Origin of the sequence: Planococcus sp. 1R117A (assembly GCF_051417975.1) — a bacterium.
Lineage (GTDB): Bacteria > Bacillota > Bacilli > Bacillales_A > Planococcaceae > Planococcus > Planococcus shenhongbingii.
This window is the reverse complement of record NZ_JBPRLO010000004.1, coordinates 130492-151758: the sequence shown is the minus strand read 5'-3', so window position 1 is coordinate 151758 and position 21267 is coordinate 130492. Positions and strand designations below refer to the sequence as shown.

The window sequence follows — 21267 nt, the reverse complement described above, 5'->3', positions numbered from 1 at the left end:
CTAATTATAGAAACAATAGTTTTCTGTGATTAGTAAATAACTTCAAGGGGGATATTTATGAAAAGTTTAAAAATGGCAAGTGCATTCATCGGCATTATCGTCGGAGCAGGTTTTGCGTCCGGCCAAGAAATTCTGCAATATTTTACAAGTTTTGGTATCATGGGAATTTTCGCCGCTTTCGTCTCGACCGTCATGTTTGCCTATTTGGGAATGAGCTTAACTCGTCTCGGAAGCCGAATGCAAAAGACTTCCCATAAAGACGTTATTTATGGCATTAGCGGAAAAGTTCTGGGCACTATTGTCGATTATATCATTATCTTTACGTTATTCGGCGTCGGCGTGGTGATGGTGGCAGGGGCTGGTTCTATTTTCACCCAGCAATTCGATCTTCCTGCTGCTCTAGGAAGTACTGTCATGATTGTTCTAGTGGTTCTTACCATCATGCTTAATGTCGATAAAGTGATTGGCATCATCGGCAGTATTACGCCTTTCCTTGTACTGACGGTTGTTATTCTAGCTGTTTACAGCTTATCTACAATGGATTCTTCGTTTTCAGTATTAGATCCCATTGCGAAAGAACAATTGAAAGCAGTTCCAAATTGGTTCTTGTCTGCGCTGAATTATGCATCTTTCAATATTGCAGTTGGTGCTTCAATGGCCATTGTTATGGGCAGTACTGAAAAAGATGAAAAAGTTGCTGCGCGTGGCGGGTTGCTTGGGGGCCTTGGACTCGGAGTTTTGATCATTTTGAGCCATCTGGCTATTTTTGCAAAAGTCGACGAAGTCGGAAGCGCAGAAATGCCTATGCTTCAAATTGCTAACGACATTTCACCGATTATGGGATTGTTCATGTCTTTCATCTTGTTTGGCATGATTTTCAATACAGCAGTCGGTATGGTGTATGCGTTTTCAGCGCGTTTTGTCCAATCCGGCACGCCTAAATTCAAGATTTTCGTAATCATCGTGGGAGTCGTTTCCTATGTATTAAGTTTCCTTGGCTTTACCGAACTTGTAAATATGTTCTATCCGGTTGTCGGTTACCTCGGGTTCTTCCTCGTGGCTGCCTTAATCTGGACGGATATTAGAAATTCCGGAAAACCTGTTGGTGTAAGTAGCAGCCTGAATAATAATTGAGCAAAAGCCGTCAAAGCATGCAATTCCCGCTTTGGCGGCTTTTCATGTTATGGTTTTATTAAACCATGATGGAAGGAGTGATTTTCATGGACACTTTTATCAAAACAACCGAACAGCAAAAACTGCTCGCTCAAATCCGGAAATTGCAGCCAATCTTTCAACAACGGGAACCGGAATTGGACGCACTTGGCTCTTTCCCTTATGAAAACATACAAGATTTAAAAAACATCAACTATCATACCTTAACGCTGCCGATTGAATATGGTGGGCAAGGGCTTGGCTTATATGAATACATACTGGTGCAAGAAGCGATTTCCGAAGCTTCCGGCCCAACCGGTTTATCGATTGGCTGGCATGTCGGAATTGTGCTCGAGTATGCCGAAAACCGGCATTGGCACCAAGTTTCAGCGGATTGGCTGATGAAAGAAATTGCCCAAGGGGCATTGATCAATACCGCCGCTACTGAAAGCAATGCAGGCAGCCCGGCTCGTGGAGCATTGCCGCGGACAATGGCTGTACGCGACGGTGATGAATGGATTATCAATGGAGAAAAAACCTACACGTCAATGGCTCCCGCCCTCGATTACATTTTCGTAACAGCTGCTACAGAACACGATGAAGTGATTACGGTCATCATTCCGCGCCAAGCACAAGGCGTTTCTTTCGATGAAACTTGGGACATGCTGGCGATGCGCGGGACTGCAAGCCACACACTCGTTCTTGAAGACGTGCGCATTCCGGTTTCTTATGTGCTGAAGCCTTCAGACGCCCAAGCGGCCGGAAAGGGGTGGCTGCTCCATATACCAGCCTGTTACATCGGTATCGCAGCAGCAGCACGCACTTACGCAATCAAGTTTGCCACTTCCTATGTTCCAGCATCCCTAGGAAAACCGATTTCTGAAACACCGAATATCCGGCAAATAATCGGGGAAATGGAATTGGAACTCGCAACCGCGCGCCATCTGTTATACGGCACCGTCGAACGTTATGAACATGCGCATGACAAAGCAGCGATGGACGAAGCGCTCAATGTGGCGAAAATAGCTGTGACCCATGCAGCGATGGGCATTGTCGACAAAGCGATGAAAATTGTTGGTTCCCGCGCCTTGTCCGAATCCAACCCGATGCACCGCCATTATTTGAATATCCGGGCGGGCCTTTACAACCCGCCTATGGAAGACATGGTAAAAGGGCAAATGGCCGGAAAAGCCATTGAATTCTTCAAAACCAAAGCCGGAGGCGAATCAAAAATATGAGCACTCAAATTCTTATCAACGATAGAGTCATCGATGCTTTTAGTTTTTCACAAGAAACAATGGTTGATCCTGCTTCCCAGCGAAATTTGCATAAAATCATTTTTGACTTTAAAGTAACCAGCAAAGAATATCATGACATCGCGGTGCTCCTGTATAAAATGGATTTTCGTATCCGCGTGCCTGAAAAAGGCCTGGATTTCCCTGCTTCCATTTCCAATTATTCAACTTCCGTGACCAACCTGTATAACGAAGGGGAAGTAGCTGATTATCATTTGGAATTGATAGAAAAAGCATAAAAGAACGTAAAAAATGGCCGGAGACTCTCTCCCGGCCATTTTTTACGTTTATGCCCAACTTTGGGCGGTATATGCTCAACTTTTTGATTTTATGCCCAACTTCAAGCTGGCTATGCCCAACTCTCCTTATTCCCGTTTAAAACGGCTGCTCCGGCGCCGTGATTTTAGTTTCTGCATCAAATCTTCTGCTTCGTTCATTTTCGACTCGGCCGTTTCTTCATCCAATGCAATGGAGATGATTTCCTCTCCGTCCATCACTATCTCAAACCATGAATGCACTCGGCTGCCTTCCGGCAAATACTGGACGGGCAACACAATTTCCCGCTGTTCTTCTTCCAGCAGAATAACGGCTAACTGGCCATCCTCGATCCGGTCTAATGTCCCTTTCATCCAATCACTCCCCTACACAGGCAAGGCCTTGTTCTTCAATCGCTTCAATTTTCCCTTTGCCAATCCCTTTGATTTCATCCAATTCTTCAATCTCTTCAAAAGGCCGTTCCTTAATGATGGCATCAGCCAGAGCCGGTCCTATTCCTTCGATTTCCTGAAGTTCAGCAGACGACGCCTTGTTGATATCGATGCAGCGATTCTTCCCTTCAACTGCTGTCCCTTCTTTTTCAGTATTTATATCATATGTCTTGCCATCAGTCTCAAGCACGATCGTTCCATGGACATCGGTACCGTATACTTCGGCTCCGGCATTTTCAGTCGCCGCAATCACTTCCGCGTGCGGATGGCCATAGGAATTATCAATCCCAGCGCTGTAGACCGCCACTTCGGGAGAGACCGCTTTTAAAAACTCCAAGCTAGTAGAGGTATTAGATCCATGATGGCCGAGATGCAGAATTTCCGCGTCCAAATCTGCTCCATTGTCGATCATCGCCTGCTCCTCCCTTACTCCAGCGTCTCCAGTAAAGACAAACCGGACATCACCGTAAGTCAGCTTCAGAGAAATGGATTCTTCATTGGCTTTGCCCGTGATTTCTTCGGGGTACAGCACTTCAACCTGCAAACTTCCGATATCGAAAACTTCTCCGCTTCGCGGTTCATAATAATCCGTTCCCGTTTCGTCAATTGCCTTTAACGCATCGATAAAAGTATTTGATGTACTGGCATTTCCAGACATCCATACTTCACCCACTTCAAACTGCTCGACGACTTGCTCTAATTGGCCAATATGGTCGGAGTCCGGATGGGTCCCCACAACGATATCCAGTTTTTTCAGTCCCAGTTTTTTTAAATAGTCGACTGCAGCTGTGCTATTCCAGTCACCGGTATCAATCAATAACGCAAATTCTTCAAATTGCAGCAGCGTCGCATCTGCTTGGCCCACATCGATAAAATGAACCGTTAAACCGCCTGGCTTTTTTTCAGAAGCAGCAGTTTTCGGGGGTTCAGCAGAGTCCTCTTGCGGTGTTGGAGTTTGCAGACATCCCGCCAGCATAAATACCAGCACTAAACTAGCTATCAGCAAAAATCTTTTTTTCATCTTCCCTCGCCTCTTTCTATAGTGAATTTTACCATATCAGCTACTATCCGTTCTCCAATGGGCTTATTCTGTGGTAAAATGAGGGAAACAATCTGCAGAAAAGGAGGTTGCCTGCATGGAGGACTTATTGAGGCAGATGCTTACTGAATTACGTGAATTCCGGGAAGAAACAAATGGCAAACTGGAGAAACTGGAAGCTGGCCAAAAAGAGCTTAAAGATATGCTGCGGCATAATTATGCCCTGACGGCTGAAAACCTGACAGATATCCGACAAGATGCCCGTGTGAAGCACCAAGATGTCCAGGCAGACGTCGACCTTCTTTTCAGAGAAGTAGAAGCCATTAAAAGGCAGGCCAATAAAGAAAGCTTTCAATCACCAGAAGGTTTCTCTACGTTACAATAATCGTACTTCCACTTATAATTTGAAAATTAAAAGAGGCTGGCCGGGGGAACCCCGGCCAGCCTCTTTTTCAAGTTTATTCAAGTAGACATATAGTCTCCGCCATTCATATGCAAGAATTGCCCGGTCATATAAGAGTTTTGCGGATCCGCCAAAAAGACAAAAGCTTTTGCAAGTTCATACGGCTGGGCTGGCCGGCCGGCCGGAACATCTTTTCCGAACCCTTCTTCCAGGTTTGAATCCAAGTGGCCGAAAGTCTTGGGGATCAACGGCGTCCAAACCGGTCCCGGTGCAATGCCATTCACCGCGATTTCTTCACGGACAAGGCGACGGGCAAGTGAGCGCGTCATTGAGACCATAGCCCCATTTGCTCCTGCGTAATCAATCAAATCTGAATGCCCGCGGTACGCATTGATAGAGGCAGTATTAATAATGCGAGCCCCTTTTTTCAAATGAGGAAGCGCAGCCCGCACAAGATAAAGCATCGCAAATGCTTTGATTTCGAATGTCTTCAATAAATGTTCATCCGTGATGTCTACAGGATTGCTTTGAGGATATTGATAACCTGCATTATTGACCAGGATATCAATTTGGCCAAAAGAATCCAAGGCGAATTGCACGAGCTGATTGCAGTTTTCCGATTTTCCAAGATCACCACTTAATGCTTTCGCTTCCCCACCGTAGTTTTCAATGGTTTCAATCGTTTTTGCAGTTGCTTCTTCGTCATCCAAATATCCAATGACGACTTTTGCCCCTTCTTTAGCGTAAGCAAAGGCTACCGCTTGACCAATTCCGCTGTTCCCTCCCGTAATAATAGCCACTTTCCCTTGAAGGGCTCCGCTTGCTTTATAGTCTTTCAAATCGGTATTATCGAAGTTTCCTTCAGCCATAGTCCCATCCTTCCCAGTATCCTTATCTACTGTATATTTTTTCTAAATCCCAAACTTCATCCGAATATTGCTGGATGGTCCGGTCGCTTGAAAAAATTCCGGACTGGGCGATATTGACCGCCGACATTTCCTGCCAGGCAAGTGTATCTTCATAAACTGCCAAAACCCGGCTGTGGGTTCTGGCATAATGCTGAAGATCTTTTAGCACAAAATATGGATCGTTTTCGTCAATAATCTGACTACGGATAAAATCGATGTTTTCCAGGCCTTTTGACAGCTTACCGCTCAATAGCTCGCTGATCAGCTGTCCAATTTCCCGATCCTTTTCAATTATTTCCCGCGCATGATAGGTTTTTTCTTCTTCAAACTGCATGACCTGCTGCGCTGTCACGCCAAAGATAAATGCATTGTCATCTCCTATTTGTTCGACGATTTCTATATTGGCTCCGTCGAAAGTGCCTAAGGTAATGGCGCCATTCATCATGAATTTCATATTTCCGGTGCCGGAAGCTTCTTTTGAAGCGGTCGAGATTTGTTCGCTGATGTCGGCTGCCGGAAACATTTTCTCTGCTCGGCTCACATTATAATCTTCCACAAATACAATATGGAGGTGTTTGCTTGCTACCGGATCGTTATTGATTTTTTCAGCAACTGTATTGATCAGCTTAATGACTTCTTTGGCAAATCGGTAACTTTTGGCTGCTTTACCGCCAAAGAAAAATGTACGGGGATAAGGCCGGTATGCCGAATCTTCTTTGATCCGATTGTAAAGCATTTGGATATGAAAAATATTCATCAGCTGCCGTTTATAGCCATGAAATCTTTTGATGTGCATGTCAAAAATGGATTCCGGATCAATTTTTATTGTTTGGTTTTTCTCTAGATATTCGGTGAGCTGGTTCTTTTTTTGTTGTTTCACAGATTTGAAATCCCCGAGAAAAACCGGATCCTGCACAAATTCATTCAATTGATGCAATTTCACCGGATCCTTTGTCCACTCATTTCCGATAACTGAAGTAATCAGGCTTGAAAGTTCGGGGTTTGCTTTCATCAGCCAGCGCCTGTGAGTAATGCCGTTGGTTTTGTTGTGAAATTTATGCGGAAAATGCTCATTCAGTTCTTTCATCTCCCGCATTTTCAGAATTTCCGTATGCAATTTTGCGACTCCGTTAACTTTGTAACTGCCCACTACAGCAAGTGTCGCCATTTTGACTATCCCGTCGTCAATGATGGAAAGTTTCTTCTTCGCTTCTGAATCTAAATTTTCCTGATGGCATTTTTCCTTGAAGCGACGGTCAATCTCCTGAATGATCATATAAATACGAGGGAGCAACTGTTCAAGCATGCTGCTGTCCCACTTTTCCATCGCTTCTTCCAGAATTGTATGGTTTGTGTATGAAATCGTATGAGTGGTGATACCCCACGCTTCTTCCCAGGATAACCCTTCGCCATCGAGCAAAAGACGCATGAGTTCAGGAATGGCCAAAGCCGGGTGGGTATCGTTGATCTGGATGGCTACATGCTTCGGCAAGGCGGAAACTGGAAAATCACGGTTTTTTAATATCGTCTGAAGGGAAGCACTGCACAAAAAATATTGCTGCTTCAGCCGGAGAATTTTCCCTTCTTCAGTCGAATCATCAGGATACAGGCGATCAGATATAGCTTCTACATGTTGCTTATAGGTTTCTACGTCAGCCTTCGGAAGCAAATGCTGTTCTGGAAGTTCCGCTTGCCAAAGCCTTAATGTATTGACCGTTTTCCCGTACGCTCCGACAATCGGCATATCGTATGGCACAGCTTTGACCCACTCGGCATTCGTGAGTGATGCTTTAAAGCGCTGTCCATGCTCAGGCTGTACTTCTCCAAAGAACGGGATATAGGTTGCCAATTCCTCTCGTCTCGTATCCCAACCTGCAGAATCATTGATCCAGTCTGTCGGATGCTCGGTCTGGAAACCATCTTTCAAAACTTGGCTGAACAGTCCGCCTCTGTAACGGATTCCACAGCCATGCCCAGGCATCTGCAATGATGCAAGAGAGTCCATAAAACAAGCCGCAAGCCGTCCTAGACCGCCATTGCCTAAGCCCGGTTCCGGCTCCTGTTCTTCCAGCTCCGCCAAATCATAGCCCAATTCTCCAAGTCCTTCGTTTACCAGCTCATAAATCGTTAAATTCATCAAATTCTGGCCCAGCATACGGCCGATTAAAAATTCAATGGAAAAATAGTACAATTGTTTCCGCTGTTCATTTTGATAAAAATGATTTGTTTCATCCCAGTCCCTTTTGACAAATTCCCGCACCATTCCGGCAAGAATTGAGTAGGCGGTTTGAAGGGCTACTGGCTGTTCTTGCTGTTCCAGGCGCATTGAAAAGTTTTCTTTGAATTCCTCTTTTGAATAAAACATCCGCCACCTTCACTTTCCGGCGAGTCTCTCATATACGCTAGCATATTCTTTTGCAGAACGTGACCAAGAGTAATCGCCCTGCATGCCGTTTTGTTTGATTGTTTTCCAGTGTTCCGGCTGATGGTACAGGGATAAAGCCCGGTTCATTGCTTCCGCGAAACTTTCTTGTTTTGAAAAATCACTTAAAAACCCATTGCCACTCCGTAAAGTCAGATCATATTCCGCTATGGTGTCCTTCAAGCCTCCAGTCTTGTTGGCTACGGGTACAGTGCCGTATCGCATCGAGACAAGCTGGCTCAACCCACATGGTTCGAAATGAGAAGGCATTAAAAAGATATCTGCACCCGCATACAGCAAATGGGCAAGTGATTCATCAAAACCGATATGGGCAACCACTTTTTTCGGAAATTCTGCGGCAAGTTCCCGAAAAAATTGCTCATATTGGCTTTCGCCGGAACCAAGCAAGACAAATTGCACGTCTTGTGTTTTCAGTATCCCCGGCAATGTTTGTTGCAAAACATCTATTCCTTTTTGGCCCGCCAGTCTGGAAATCATTGTTAGAAGCGGTACATCTCCACGCTCCGGCAGTCCGAAACGTGACTGGACGGCCCTCTTATTTACCGCCTTATTTTCTATCGAAGTCTGATCATATACCATTTCTATTGCCATATCAGCGGCCGGGTTATAGGCCTCTGTGTCCAAGCCATTCAAAATGCCAATTAAATCCGGCTCTCTTTCACGCAATAGTGAATCCAGCTTCTCACCATATTGTTCGGTTAAGATTTCGTCCCGATAAGCCGGACTGACGGTCGTGACTTTATCTGCGTGTAAAATGCCCGACTGCAAGAAATTCAGATTTCCGTTCCGAGACACGGCATCGCCATTAAGATAAGATTCATTCATTTCAAGCTCTTCCAACAGAAGCGATTTGGGAAACCACCCCTGAAACTGGAGGTTGTGAATGGTTAGCACCGTCTTCAATTTCCCTTTTAAAGAAGCATAGCGCGCATCTTCCTTCAGCAAAAATGGAATCATTGCCGTATGCCAGTCATGTATATGTAGAATATCCACGCCTTCTTTCAGGGATTCCACTACGGCTAAAACAGCCCGGTTGAAAAATGCAAAACGTTCACCGTCATCATGCTGGCTGTATATCTGATCTCGCGCAAAATAGTCTTCATTTTCTACCAGCACGTAGTGCACGCCCTGCAGTTCATATTCATAGAGTTTACAGTGTGTATTTCCCCCTTTAAAGGGGACTTCGACTTCTTCCTTTAACAAAAACTCATTTTTATATTCTTTGGGAATCAGGCTGTAATTAGGAAGAATTACCAGGACGTCGTGGCCAAGCGCCACTAACTCTTTTGGTAATACGCCCATCACGTCTGCAAGCCCTCCAGTTTTCACAAAAGGCACGCATTCCGCTGCAGCCATTACAATTTTCATCGGACTTCCTCCTTTGATACTCTCTCTCCTTTACGGAGAACCACCGGCTTTTCCGGTGTTCCTTTAAGGACTACCCCTTCTTCAATATGAACGTTTTTATCAGCAACGACATATGTTAAATCGCAATTTTCTTCAATTATCGATTTTTGCATGATAACACAATGGTCCAGTTTGGCATTTTTCTTTATGGCGACCGCCCGGCTGATGATGCTGTTTTCAACAGTGCCTTCGATGGTGCTGCCATTAGCTAATAAACTCCGGTTCACTTGTGAACCTGGCAGATAGCGGGTAGGCGGTTCATCTTTTACTTTTGTAAAGATTGGCTGTCCGGGCAGGAACAATCCGTTTCTTTTGTCGCTGTCCAACAAGTCCATCGAAGCCTGAAAATAACTTTCAATGGAGTCAATGACAGCGTAATAGCCTGTATATTCATAAGTTCCGTACGTATAAGGAGCTTTTTTCAGCTTAACCACATCTTCCACACTGATTACCCGTTTTTCCCGGTAAGTCTGAATCAATTCCATCAGCAGGCTTTTTTCTAAAATATAACTATTAAGCCCCACATCTCCACTGACTGCTTCCGTAATATCAACGCCGGAAGCCATGTGTGCATCGAGCATTTCTTCATAATCGATTTGGCATACCGTTGAACAGGTGGTCACGACTACATACTTCTGACGGCTTTTTTCAAAAAATTCCGTATGCTCTTCAAGTGCCGCAAATGCCCCTACGGTGACGTGCCCGCCGGCTTTTTGGGAAACGGGCAGGAAGAATAACCCATCTTTCCTGCGGTCCAGATCCCAGCTTTTCCCTACACCGATATGATCCAGCAAAGAAACAAATGGATACGAAGCGAAAACACCCACGGAATTGATATTGGCGTTTACGATATTGGATAAAGTAAAGTCGATTAAACGATAGCGTCCGGCAAAAGGCACTGAAGCAGTCGAACGGTACATCGTTAAATCCTCCAAGCCCGGCTTCTTAACAGCAGCATCTATAACTGCGACTAATTTCATTGGTCACCGCTTCCTTTCCACTCTTCTATAATATCTTGAGTCAGTAAGACAATTTCGTCATTCTGTTCTTTCAGCTCGAAATTTTCCGGAATTTCGAGATTCGGTTCAATGATGACTCTCGATAATTTTGCCCCGCTTCCTACCACCACACAGCTCATCACTACGCACTCGTACAGTGAAGCACCTTCTTTAACTTCGACATCCTGGAAGATAACGGATTTTTCAACTCTTCCATCAATGACACACCCTTCGTTGACCAATACTTCCTGCAAGTAGCCTGTTTCTCCAATTACTTGAGGAGGCAACTGGGGATTTGAAGAAAAGATTCGCCAAGCCGGATCGTTTAAATTCAGTCCAGAACCGGGATTCAGCAAATCCATGTTGGCTTCCCATAAACTTTCTACAGTCCCTACGTCTTTCCAATAACCTTTGTACGGATAAGCCACCATTTTTTCACCCTGCTCAAGCATCAAAGGAATAATGTCTTTTCCGAAGTCATGCGATGAATTTTCATTGTTGTTATCCATCAATAAATACTTCTCCAACTTATCCCAATCAAAAATGTAAACACCCATTGACGCCAGATTGCTTTCCGGTTCTGCCGGTTTTTCCACAAACTCTTTTATTTGCATGTTCTCGTCTGTGTTCATAATTCCAAAGCGGCTGGCATCTTTCCATGGCACTTCGATCACTGAAATCGTTGCTCCTGCATTTTGCTCAATATGAAAATCCAGCATGGTCTGATAATCCATTTTGTAAATATGGTCTCCGGATAAAATAATTACATATTTCGGATCTTGCTCCGTCAGGTATTTGATATTCTGATAAATGGCGTCCGCCGTGCCGTCATACCATTTGATGCCTTCCATTCCGGCATACGGCGTCAACATCGTGACTCCTCCAGAGCGTCTGTCCAGATCCCAAGGCGTTCCGAGCCCGATATAATTATGCAAAACATGCGGCTGATACTGCGTCAGCACACCCACTGTATGAATCCCGGAATTCACGCAATTCGACAAAGGAAAGTCGATGATCCGGTACTTTCCGCCAAACGGGAGAGCGGGCTTGGCAATATCATGTGTCAGCGATTTTAAGCGGCTTCCCTGTCCTCCTGCCAAAAGCATTGCAACTACTTTTCTTTTCATGCTTCTACACTCCCATCCTGTTTTTGTTTCCAAATGCTCATGGTAAACGCCGGCAATTCTATCTCCATCGAATATCGCTGCTTGTTCCACGAAACTTCCTGTGCCGCAAATTCTGTTTCTCTTCCATTCCCCGGCCCTCCGTATGCAGCATCTGCAGTTGAAAATATTTGCTGGTAAAAACCGGCTGCTGGCAGCCCTACTTGATATCCTTCATATTTACGATCAGAGAAATTACAAACGACAATGCAAGTATCTTCAGCCGAATGCCCTCTTCTGATAAAAGAAATCACGCTTTGCTCGCTGTTATCAGCTTCCAGCCATTCAAACCCTTTGAGCTCATAGTCCAACTCAAAAAACGCTTTTTCCTTTCTATAAAAAGTAAGCAGCTCTTTGGTAAACAGCGCCATTTGTCTGTGAACCTTTAAATCGAATAAATGCCAGTCCAACTGCGGACGGAAATCCCAAGGCTCAAAATGGCCAAATTCCTGGCCCATAAACAACAGTTTTTTCCCCGGATGAGCAATCCAGAGACCCAGCAATAGCCTTAGCTGATGAAATTTTTCTTCTAATGTTCCAGGCATTTTTCCTAATAACGACCCTTTTTCGGGAATCAGTTCATCATGGGAAAACGTAGAAATATACCGCTCTTCATGGTAATACGCCATCGAAAAAGTGATTTTCCGATGAACTCCGGAACGTTCAGAAGGCAGAGTTTTCATATACGTTTGAGCATCGTGCACCATGCCAAAGTTCCATTTATAGTGGAATCCGATGCCCCCTTCTTCCACTTCTCCCGTCACTTTAGGGTAATGCCAGGCATCTTCCGCAATCAAAATAGCCTCTGGATAGTGGAGTTTTAAGCTTGTCGTCAGAATCCGCAAAAATGCTGCCCCTTCTTCGTTATGCGGCCTTTCCGGCCGGTTCGGGATGAACAGCAGATTTACGAGTGCATCCATCCGGCAGCCATCAAATTTATACTCTTCAAACCAATAATGCGCACTCGATAAAATGAAACTGACGACTTCACCTTTTTGGACATCAAAATTCAATGTGCCCCAATCGGGATTACTCCTGCGCTCCGGCCGTTTTTCTTCGTAAAGATCTGTACCATTAAACGAAGCCAAGGCATGAGTATCAACACAGAAATGTCCGGGCACCCAATCGGAAATCAATCCAATGCCGTTTTCAGCACATTTGGCGATAAAATATTTTAAGTCATCCGCTGTTCCATAACGGCTGGTTGGCGCAAAAAAGCCGGTCGTTTGGTATCCCCATGATTCGTCCAGTGGATGCTCGGTAATCGGCAAGAGTTCAATATGAGTAAACCCCTGCTTTTTTACATAAGGAATCAATTCCGCAGCCAACTCACGGTAAGTTAGAAAACCACCTTCTTTGTTCCGCTTCCATGTTCCGATATGTACTTCGTAAATAGCCATCGGTTTTTCAAAATGATTTTTCACGATATTCTTCTTTTGGTATAGCGCAGCCTTTGACCATACATGCTTTGACTTAGCAGACACAATTGACCGGTGCTGCGGCCTTTTTTCATTTGCCCGTGCAAAAGGATCTGTCTTTCTGATCACATCCCCATCTGCGGTTTCAATTTCATATTCATAAATGAAACCTGCTAATTTCTCCGGTATTCGGACTTCCCAAATAGTTGTGTCGAGCGAAAGTGGAGCCATTTGATGACGCTCTTCATTCAGTTCCTGCGGATCTATAATGACGACTGCTACGCTTTTCACATCCGGTACCCAAACTGCAAAGAGAGTCTCGTTGTGATGAATATGCGAGCCGAAATATAAATAGGCATCTATCATCTTTCCATTGTGAAAATCCGATAATGTTTCAGGTGTAAAAGAAACCAAGGTATCGCTCAAAAAGAACACCTCCAAAAGTACTGGCAATTTTCTTGTTCCTATTACCATTATTCTACATTAAACAATAAAAATCCTTGCAAAAAATCGGAATATTTAAAAATTGAATCAGATAAGTAACAAATACTTGTATTAACTTGACGGGTGTTCGCAATTTTTACACATAATTGATGACCCAAGCCCTTGTTTGCCGGCTTATTTTCTACTAGGCTTAGGGAAGGCAGGTCATTTCAGAAAGGAAGAGGAATCTTGCGGAAAACCTTTTGGATTTCGTCACTTTTGCTATTCAGCTTATTGCTTGCCGGATGCGGTCAGGCAATTGAAGATCCCCTTAACTGGGAAATAGAAGATTTTACTTTTACAAATCATGAAAACGAAGAATTTGGATTAGCCGATTTAAAAGGCGAAGTATGGCTCGCTGATTTTGTCTTTACGAACTGCACCACCGTTTGTCTGCCGATGACATCGAATATGGTGGATCTGCAGCAACAGTTTAAAGATCAGGGGCTGGACGTGAAAATTGTTTCATTCAGCGTTGATCCCACTGTCGACAAACCGGAAGTCTTAAAATCCTATGCCGAGAATTATGGAGCGGATTTATCTTCCTGGAATTTGCTGACGGGTTATTCCCCTGAAACCATTGACAAATTCGCCATGGAAAATTTCCAGACACTCGCCAGAAAACCTGAAAATACCGATCAGGTCATTCACGGAACTTATTTTTATCTGGTTGATCAAAATGGAGTTGTGATGAAAGATTACGATGGCGTAAATCTTTCGGCTGAAGATATAATTGCGGACGCAAAAATCCTGCTTTCGGAGGAGTAGAGGATGAATAAAAGAATTTGGATAGCAGTTTCCTTACTTGCAACAGCCTTACTTGCGGCATTGATTTTCATGCCGCGTGATAATGAACCCCCTCCGAATACACGCATCGTGCTTGAACATACTTACCGGACATACATCGCACCTTCTTGCTTTGATGAAGCAGATGCCACAAATTTCTTGGAAGATGCAACTTTGATGGATGCCAAAGAACTTGGCTATCTTCCCCATTCAACTTGCACTGAAAAATCGCTGCAAGGCAATAACGACAGCTTTTTTATCGATTTGATGAAAGAACTTGGCATTATGGAAAGAGACTCCAAAGATTGGTGATTAGAAAAAGCAGGCTGTCGAGAAACTCTCGATAGCCTTTTCTCATTCCGCTCCAGGACGGACGCTTTTCGCGGGGGGCGGCCTAAGCCTCCTCGCTCGCTGGCGCTCCCTGCGGGGTCTCAGGACTCGCCCTATTCCCGCAGAAGTCGCCGCCTTCCGCTGCATGCAGCTTCCTTTTAACATTTCTAGAGACTCTCTAAAACTGTGAGTGTTTCGGAAAGCTCTCTAATGTTTGTTCCTGCTCTCCAGATATGGAGCCAACCGGCGGAGACGCCTGCGGGATAGCGAGACAGCCGAGACCCTGCAGGAGCGTAAGCGACGAAGCGGCTTGGCGCTCGCCCGCGGCAAGCGCAGCTGGTTGGCGGAATATCGGTTAAGGAAGGATCACTAATAGAAACTTTAACTTCCTCAACAAGCTGAGAAAAAGCAGGCAGAGAATTTTCTCTGCCTGCTTTTTCTTTAGCCAATCACTTTTATACAAACCGGCGCATTGGTGGAAACCGGCTCGATAATCTCTTCTGGAATCCCGGATGCACCAATTTTCAACATATTTATAGAATCCGATTTTTCATTTGCAACTGCCAGCCATTGTTTGCCGGGCAAGAGTGTGAAGTGGCGCGGTCCTGCTCCTCCTGTTGTTGCATAATCTTCAAACTTCAATATGCCTTTTTCTTGAATTGCAAAAACAGCAATACTATCATGACCCCGATTAGAGGCATAAAGATGCTGTCCATCTTCAGACACAACCACTTCCGCACTCGTATTTGTGCCGGCAAACTGCTTCGGTATCAGCTCAACCACTTGCACAAATTCCAAGAAATCCTCTCCCCCTATTTCATAGACCGATAACGTCGAACTCAGTTCTTCAAGAGAGTACACTACAGTCATTTCCGGATGGAAAGCCAGGTGGCGGGGTCCCGATCCCGGGGTAGTTAAAATCGATTTCTTTAATTTCAGCTTGCCCGTTTCTCTATCTAATTCATAAACAGCAATCATATCCGCTCCAAGATCAGAAACGAAAAAATCATTGCTTCCCGGCTGCTGAAAAACGGAATGGGGGTGGGGAGCATCCTGTCTTTCCACATTGGCTCCACTGCCTTCATGCTTTATCGAATCTGTCCTTTCTCCAATTGAACCATCCTCCTGAATGGGATAAACATTGACATTGCCGCCTGAATAATTGGTAGACAGCAGCCATTTTCCGGAAACATCAATACAGACATGTGACGGATGAGCCCCGTTAGCCGATTGACGATTAATCTCTGTTATCAAATTGTTTTCAAGATCCAGTCGATAAGACACCAGTTCTCCATCTTCCACTTCACTTGTGGCGACAAAATTAACACCATTTGGATGTGCCGCAATAAATGATGGGCGTTCAATGCCTCCAATGCCTGTTTTCTCTATACATGTTGCTTTTACTGGATTGAATTCCCAAAGCTTGATTCCTTGTTCATGTGAAGATGAGTAAGATCCAGTGAGCAAATATATACCAGTCATAAACTTCCTCCTTATTTTTTGAAAAATGAATGAATTTTTATACAAGCTAGTGTAAAGTAAAGGGTGTAAACTCAGCAATTCCATTTACTAATTACAAAGAAACGAGTGGTTGTCAGTGAGAAATTTTGGATTATCAATTCGTGAAAAAAGCATTGTTTGTATCGGTTTTATGGGAGTAGGAAAAACGACTGTCGGAAAACTGCTTGCCCAAAAACTTTATCGGAATTTTGTCGATATCGATGCGGAAATTGAAAAAGAATTCTCGATGCCGATTCCTTTAATATTCGAGACATACGGTGAAAAAGCCTTCCGTAAAAAAGAGAAAGAATTAATCGAGTATTATAGCCATCAGCCTCTTTATATCATTTCTGTCGGAGGCGGCGCTTTCTTACAAAAAGAAATACAAGCCATGTGCCTGGCAAACTGCATTGTGCTATTCTTGGATATTTCCTGGGATTCTTGGAAAGAAAGAATCCATATTCTTTCCGGCAACCGGCCATTGCTGCAGGGCAGGTCTATCGAAGACATCAAAGAGCTTTTTCTGGAACGGCAATCTATCTACTCACTCAACCATTCAAAATTTCAAATAGATCATTTTGAAGCAGAAGAAGCAGCGGAATACCTGTCAGACGCCTTAAAACTATCATGGGAAATCCACGCCCCTCAACCTTGAAAAGCGGAAAGAGCCATTTAGCTTCGACAGGTATAAGACGATCCGGTGAAGCGGCGTTTTTTGCCGCACAGCCGGAGTGGCTTATGACCCGAGAAGCTGGCTCTTGCAGCTGGACACTAGAAAAGCGAAGGCGGCTCGGTTAGCCCTTACAATCATTAGAGAACTCAAAAGGAATGGCGCTCTTTGCCATTCCTTTTGAATTTCAAAGCAGAGAATTTAGATTAAGGCGCATTATTTCTAAAACCGAATCCAATACACGGGACGTTTTAAGTGGTCATCCTGCTTACATCCGCTGTTCCCCCCGCTAATATTCCCTTTATATGAAAAGCAAGCCAATAAAGAAAACCTCATTCAGCAGGAATTATCTTTCCCCTCCCTGACCGCTAAAGTAGAATAAATCGTTCTGGCGATTTCAGCTGCTTCCATGTTAATTGATTTAATTTATTCGAAAGCGTGAATTTCATTAAAGTTTTTTCTATTTTTGAATTTATTTGTCTTCTTCCCTGCTATATAACGTTAGGAGGAATTTAAACTATCGATTATAATGAGTAAAAGGAATGAATAAAGTTCCTTTTTTTAATTGCTCTAGTGGATTTTTTTGTTGATAATCTATGCTTAGTAAATAAGCCTGGATGAAATATACCGTCTTTCACATCATTTAAGGGCTGCCTTGAATACGTTTTCATTAGCATAGGAGGAAAAACAGTGAGTTTAACACGAGATTTTTTTATTGCTTTATCTAAAAATCAATTATTGAATAACGGGGCAAAAAAATGGGGCTTAAAATTAGGCGCCAGTAAAGTTGTCGCGGGAACTGATATTAATAGCATGATGAAATCCGTGAAAGAATTGAATGCCAATGGCATTGGAGCTACAATTGATAATCTCGGTGAGTTTGTCTACAGCAAAGAAGAAGCACTTGAGGCAAAAGAAAATATCCTGGAAACATTGGAAGCGATCCAACAGCACGGCGTAACAGCCCACATGTCGATCAAACTGACACAAGTCGGATTGGATGTCGATTATACATTTTGCTTAGAAAATATGCGGGAAATTGTGGCGGCAGCTGCAAATTACGCAATTTTCATCAACATCGACATGGAAGATTACAACCATTTGCAACAGACACTTGATATTCTCCATGCGCTTCTAGAAGATTATGACAATGTCGGCACTGTGATTCAATCCTATCTTTACCGTTCTGAAAAAGATTTGGAAAGCTTGAAAAATGTACGCTTGCGTCTTGTCAAAGGAGCATATAAAGAGATTTCGGAAGTTTCCTATCAAAGCAAACAAGATATCGACACGAACTACTTGAAGTTGATTAAACTTCGTTTGCAGCAGCCCGCATTCACTTCTATCGCGACTCACGACCACCACATTATCAATGCTGTGAAGAAGTTTGCTAAAGAAAACAGCATTCCGCGTGATCGTTTTGAATTCCAGATGCTTTACGGTTTCCGTTCTGATATGCAAAAAGAACTTGCTGAAGAAGGTTATGCATTTACTACTTACGTTCCATTTGGCCAGGACTGGTACGGCTATTACATGCGCCGTTTGGCTGAACGGCCGCAGAACATCAATCTGGCTTTGAAGAGCCTTGTATCTAAGTAAGTTCCTTATAAAAAGAGCGTCGCGAGGAAGAATAACTTCCTCGCGACGCTCTTTCTTTTTTATCTCAATCCAATTCTTTGACGTTAATCGGCATCAAATCATCATTCAGCCGTGCCCGGTAATGCTCGTACTGCTTAGGCAGCATCAAACCTTCTCCCAGAGCTTCAGGTGCTTCGTCAATAGCAAAGCCAGGCGGATCTGTAGCGATTTCAAATAATAGATCGCCATATTCCCGGAAGTAAATCGCATTGAAATAATTGCGGTCTTGGACTGGGGTTACCTGCAGGCCATAATTTTCAATATGCCGCTTCCAGTCCAGCTGGTCTTCATCATCTTCTGCCCGCCATGCGATATGATGGACGGTGCCAACTCCCATTTGCCCTCTGCCGACAGAAGTGAGTTTTACATCAATCACATTTCCAAGATCTGCAGAAGCGTGGAAGCGCATCAAATCATCTTCTTCTCCAATTTTTTTCAAACCCAGGCCTACTTCCAGTAATTCCGTTGTTTTTTCGGCGTAGGAAGTAAGCAAAGTCGCTCCGCCAAACCCCTTGATGGCAGTATTCGGACTGATGTCACCAAAACTCCAGGCACTCGGTTGTCCCGCTTCCCTCGCCACCAGTTCCAACCGCAAACCATGAGGATCCTCAAAAGTTAGAAATTGCTCTCCGAAACGCTCTGTTTTTTCATAAGATACACCAAACTTCGATAATCGCTGTTCCCAAAAATGCAAAGCCCCTGCGGGTACAACATAAGATATTACACCAACTTGGCCATCGCCAATTCTGCCTTTATAAGCATTATCCCAAGGGAAAAAGGTAATAATAGTCCCCGGTTCCCCGGCTTGGTTGCCAAAATAGAGGTGGTATGTGCCCGGATCGTCAAAGTTGATGGTCTTTTTTACAAGCCGCAACCCCAGTATTCCTGCATAGAAATCCACATTTTCTTGGGGATTCCCTACAATTGCCGTAATATGGTGAATTCCTTTTGAACTTTTCGCCATACTGCATTTCCTCCAATTCAAGTAGTCTTCTTTTATAGTATCACTCACTTATCTCAAACTAAAGATAGTAAGCGCCATTCCTATTTACCCTTTTGCTTTTCTTTTATTTCTTCTTTTTCCTGTTCTTTCTGCTCTTTCAATACTTCCTTTTCTCGTTCTTTTTGTTCTTCAACTTGTTCTTTTTGATGTTCTTTCAATTCTTCTATTTTCTCCATCTCTTCTTGGTATTCTTCTTCTACCTCTGTTGTCGATGGAATAAAAGGTTCCTGATTGTAATCAGTGCGCCGGCCATAGCGCAGCATTTCATAAATAATAAGGCCATTATTGGGCATGCCATTCGCTGTCTTCATAGGCACTATATCAAATAACACGTAATAAAAAGCGTAAAAAACAAACCGGTCCCAAAACGTTTTATATTCTTCGAAATAGCCATTTGCTATAAGGGCGTTGATGACCAATGCCAGCACAAGGTTGACCAGAATTGGTCCGGCATAAATGGAGACATAAACAAACTTGCTTTTCCTTTTTAAAGAATCGTAAGAAAACCAACTGTATAGATGGTAATATTTTCGAATATCAAACATTCCTATTTTAATAAGCCGAGGGCCTGAACCAATAGTAAGTCTTGGATTGTTAACACCGAATATTGCACTGACAAGCAAATAACCAGTTTCACGGAAAAATACCACCACTGGCAAAATTATAAACGCAGAAATGATTAATGACAGTAAATCAGCGAGACCGAACATTTATTTCACACCCCTATATAAAGCTTCAACTCTTTAGATACCCTTAGTCAAGCACGGTAAATCATTCATCATGCAGAAAAATGTTCTTGTTTTCACTCCTTATAGGTATTTAGTACCTATCTTTTTATCGCTCTCACTCGATAATATAAAGCTATTGTTCTATCCAAAAATTTTTTATTAAAGGATGCTTGCCATGCCAGCCACCAAGAAACTTATTGTGCAAAAAAAATGGATAGTCCTTTGTTCTTTTATTGCCGTTTTAACGTTGATTATTATAATGGAACAAATACCCGCACCTCTGGACGCCTCTGCCTCTAAGCAGATTCCTGATGCTACTTTGTTTAATCTTGAAGATATTTATCAAGAAGTTCAGGTAGTCAAAAATCTAGTGTATAGCAACAAAAAAGATAGCCTCTTAGACATTTATTATCCAAAAACAGGAGGACAGAACCTTCCTGTTATTTTATGGATTCACGGTGGCGGTTATGTCGGTGGCTCAAAAGACAGCCGGCAAGAATATGGCATGGCTTTGGCTCACGCGGGTTATGTCGTAGCGAACATTGATTATGCACTGGCACCCGAACAGCGGTATCCTGGCCCAATCATCCAAGCGAATGAGGCCCTCAATTACCTGCAACTGCACGCCGCGAAATATGGAGGGGATATGGACAAGGTATTTATTGGCGGCGACTCAGCCGGAGCTCAGATATCAAGCCAAGTTGCAGCCGTTATTTCGAATAATAACTTATCCCAAGCAATGAAGATTTTCCCTGCCATTCAAGCAGAGCAACTTCAAGGAGCCCTCCTTTTTTGCGGATTATTTAATATGAAAACGGTACGCGCAACAGAATTCCCCAATATCGACGGTTTTTTAAATACATATACCGGAATTGAGCCTTTTGAGAATTTTGAAGCGATTGATCAATTATCAACTGTGAACCAAATTACACCAGCTTATCCGCCGGTGTTTATCACGGCTGGAGATGCTGATCCGCTTGTATCACAATCGGTTGAATTTGCCGAAGCACTCCAATCCTCAGGCATTTCGGTTACCAGTGTATTTTTTAATGGCACGGACAAAGAGTTAAAGCATGAATTCCAATATGCTTTGGACACGCTTGAAGCACAGGAAACTTTAGCAAAAGCTCTGGATTTCCTATTCATTAACAGCAATTGAACCACAAAAAACGAGCCGTTGCTTAATGCAGCGGCTC

At 43.6% G+C, this 21267-nt stretch carries 20 protein-coding genes; 9 read left to right on the top strand and 11 right to left on the bottom strand.

The window, feature by feature from the left end; all coding sequences use genetic code 11:
- The first annotated feature begins 57 nt into the window (after positions 1-57).
- From ACSFXN_RS13515 to ACSFXN_RS13505, 3 genes are all read left to right on the top strand, one after another.
- The gene (locus ACSFXN_RS13515; protein WP_437150626.1) at positions 58-1134 is read left to right on the top strand and encodes a YkvI family membrane protein; all 1077 of its coding nucleotides are present in this window, start codon (positions 58-60) and stop codon (positions 1132-1134) included.
- Between the two features lie 86 nt (positions 1135-1220).
- A complete protein-coding gene (locus tag ACSFXN_RS13510) occupies positions 1221-2390 on the top strand; it encodes an acyl-CoA dehydrogenase family protein (RefSeq protein ID WP_437150625.1) in 1170 nt (389 codons plus the stop codon).
- Complete coding sequence (locus ACSFXN_RS13505; RefSeq protein ID WP_437150624.1) at positions 2387-2686, top strand: DUF3219 family protein; 300 nt, start codon at positions 2387-2389, stop codon at positions 2684-2686. Before ACSFXN_RS13510 ends, ACSFXN_RS13505 begins: the two co-directional genes overlap by 4 nt.
- 126 nt (positions 2687-2812) lie before the next feature.
- On the opposite strand, the gene ACSFXN_RS13500 is transcribed toward ACSFXN_RS13505, so the two are convergent.
- Together ACSFXN_RS13500 and ACSFXN_RS13495 are read right to left on the bottom strand one after the other, a co-directional pair.
- On the bottom strand, positions 2813-3076 hold the full coding sequence (locus ACSFXN_RS13500; protein WP_437150623.1) for a DUF3006 family protein: 264 nt from the start codon (positions 3074-3076) through the stop codon (positions 2813-2815).
- Between the two features lie 4 nt (positions 3077-3080).
- Complete coding sequence (locus ACSFXN_RS13495; protein WP_437150622.1) at positions 3081-4175, bottom strand: MBL fold metallo-hydrolase; 1095 nt, start codon at positions 4173-4175, stop codon at positions 3081-3083.
- A 115-nt stretch (positions 4176-4290) separates the two neighbouring features.
- Here ACSFXN_RS13495 and ACSFXN_RS13490 point away from each other — a divergent pair, with 115 nt between their 5' ends.
- Complete coding sequence (locus ACSFXN_RS13490; RefSeq protein ID WP_437150621.1) at positions 4291-4578, top strand: hypothetical protein; 288 nt, start codon at positions 4291-4293, stop codon at positions 4576-4578.
- A gap of 77 nt (positions 4579-4655) precedes the next feature.
- Here ACSFXN_RS13490 and ACSFXN_RS13485 read toward each other — a convergent pair whose 3' ends face one another.
- Genes ACSFXN_RS13485 through glgB form a run of 6 tightly spaced genes read right to left on the bottom strand, consistent with a single transcriptional unit; the run spans position 4656 to position 13359 of the window.
- A complete protein-coding gene (locus ACSFXN_RS13485; protein ID WP_437150620.1) occupies positions 4656-5465 on the bottom strand; it encodes an SDR family oxidoreductase in 810 nt (269 codons plus the stop codon).
- Positions 5466-5487: 22 nt separating this feature from the next.
- The gene (locus tag ACSFXN_RS13480; protein WP_437150619.1) at positions 5488-7869 is read right to left on the bottom strand and encodes a glycogen/starch/alpha-glucan phosphorylase; all 2382 of its coding nucleotides are present in this window, start codon (positions 7867-7869) and stop codon (positions 5488-5490) included.
- Positions 7870-7878: 9 nt separating this feature from the next.
- Positions 7879-9315 carry a glycogen synthase GlgA gene (gene glgA, locus ACSFXN_RS13475; RefSeq protein ID WP_437150618.1) on the bottom strand — a complete coding sequence of 479 codons (1437 nt, stop codon included), beginning with the start codon at positions 9313-9315 and terminating at the stop codon, positions 7879-7881.
- Positions 9312-10334 (bottom strand): sugar phosphate nucleotidyltransferase, encoded by a 1023-nt coding sequence (locus ACSFXN_RS13470; RefSeq protein WP_437150617.1) that lies wholly within the window; start codon positions 10332-10334, stop codon positions 9312-9314. The genes glgA and ACSFXN_RS13470 overlap by 4 nt, the downstream gene beginning before the upstream one ends.
- Entirely contained in the window at positions 10331-11479 is a 1149-nt protein-coding gene (locus tag ACSFXN_RS13465; protein ID WP_437150616.1) for a glucose-1-phosphate adenylyltransferase, read from the bottom strand. Before ACSFXN_RS13465 ends, ACSFXN_RS13470 begins: the two co-directional genes overlap by 4 nt.
- Positions 11476-13359, bottom strand: coding sequence for a 1,4-alpha-glucan branching protein GlgB (glgB, locus tag ACSFXN_RS13460; protein ID WP_437150615.1), 1884 nt, complete (start codon positions 13357-13359; stop codon positions 11476-11478). The genes ACSFXN_RS13465 and glgB overlap by 4 nt, the downstream gene beginning before the upstream one ends.
- A 243-nt stretch (positions 13360-13602) precedes the next feature.
- On the opposite strand from glgB, the gene ACSFXN_RS13455 reads away from it, so the two are divergent.
- Both ACSFXN_RS13455 and ACSFXN_RS13450 read left to right on the top strand, forming a co-directional pair.
- The gene (locus tag ACSFXN_RS13455) at positions 13603-14184 is read left to right on the top strand and encodes an SCO family protein (protein WP_437150824.1); all 582 of its coding nucleotides are present in this window, start codon (positions 13603-13605) and stop codon (positions 14182-14184) included.
- 3 nt (positions 14185-14187) lie between these two features.
- Positions 14188-14514 carry a hypothetical protein gene (locus ACSFXN_RS13450; protein ID WP_437150614.1) on the top strand — a complete coding sequence of 109 codons (327 nt, stop codon included), beginning with the start codon at positions 14188-14190 and terminating at the stop codon, positions 14512-14514.
- A gap of 459 nt (positions 14515-14973) precedes the next feature.
- On the opposite strand, the gene ACSFXN_RS13445 is transcribed toward ACSFXN_RS13450, so the two are convergent.
- Complete coding sequence (locus ACSFXN_RS13445; protein ID WP_437150613.1) at positions 14974-16014, bottom strand: lactonase family protein; 1041 nt, start codon at positions 16012-16014, stop codon at positions 14974-14976.
- A 115-nt stretch (positions 16015-16129) separates the two neighbouring features.
- Here ACSFXN_RS13445 and ACSFXN_RS13440 point away from each other — a divergent pair, with 115 nt between their 5' ends.
- Together ACSFXN_RS13440 and ACSFXN_RS13435 are read left to right on the top strand one after the other, a co-directional pair.
- The gene (locus ACSFXN_RS13440) at positions 16130-16687 is read left to right on the top strand and encodes a shikimate kinase (protein WP_437150612.1); all 558 of its coding nucleotides are present in this window, start codon (positions 16130-16132) and stop codon (positions 16685-16687) included.
- 705 nt (positions 16688-17392) lie between these two features.
- On the top strand, positions 17393-18301 hold the full coding sequence (locus ACSFXN_RS13435) for a proline dehydrogenase family protein (protein ID WP_437150611.1): 909 nt from the start codon (positions 17393-17395) through the stop codon (positions 18299-18301).
- A gap of 64 nt (positions 18302-18365) precedes the next feature.
- Here ACSFXN_RS13435 and ACSFXN_RS13430 read toward each other — a convergent pair whose 3' ends face one another.
- Both ACSFXN_RS13430 and ACSFXN_RS13425 read right to left on the bottom strand, forming a co-directional pair.
- On the bottom strand, positions 18366-19304 hold the full coding sequence (locus tag ACSFXN_RS13430; RefSeq protein ID WP_437150610.1) for a ring-cleaving dioxygenase: 939 nt from the start codon (positions 19302-19304) through the stop codon (positions 18366-18368).
- Between the two features lie 80 nt (positions 19305-19384).
- On the bottom strand, positions 19385-20053 hold the full coding sequence (locus ACSFXN_RS13425) for a hypothetical protein (protein ID WP_437150609.1): 669 nt from the start codon (positions 20051-20053) through the stop codon (positions 19385-19387).
- 193 nt (positions 20054-20246) lie between these two features.
- Between ACSFXN_RS13425 and ACSFXN_RS13420 the strand changes: the two genes are divergently transcribed.
- Positions 20247-21230, top strand: a complete 984-nt coding sequence (locus ACSFXN_RS13420) for an alpha/beta hydrolase (protein ID WP_437150608.1) — start codon at positions 20247-20249, stop codon at positions 21228-21230.
- The last annotated feature ends 37 nt before the right edge of the window (positions 21231-21267 follow it).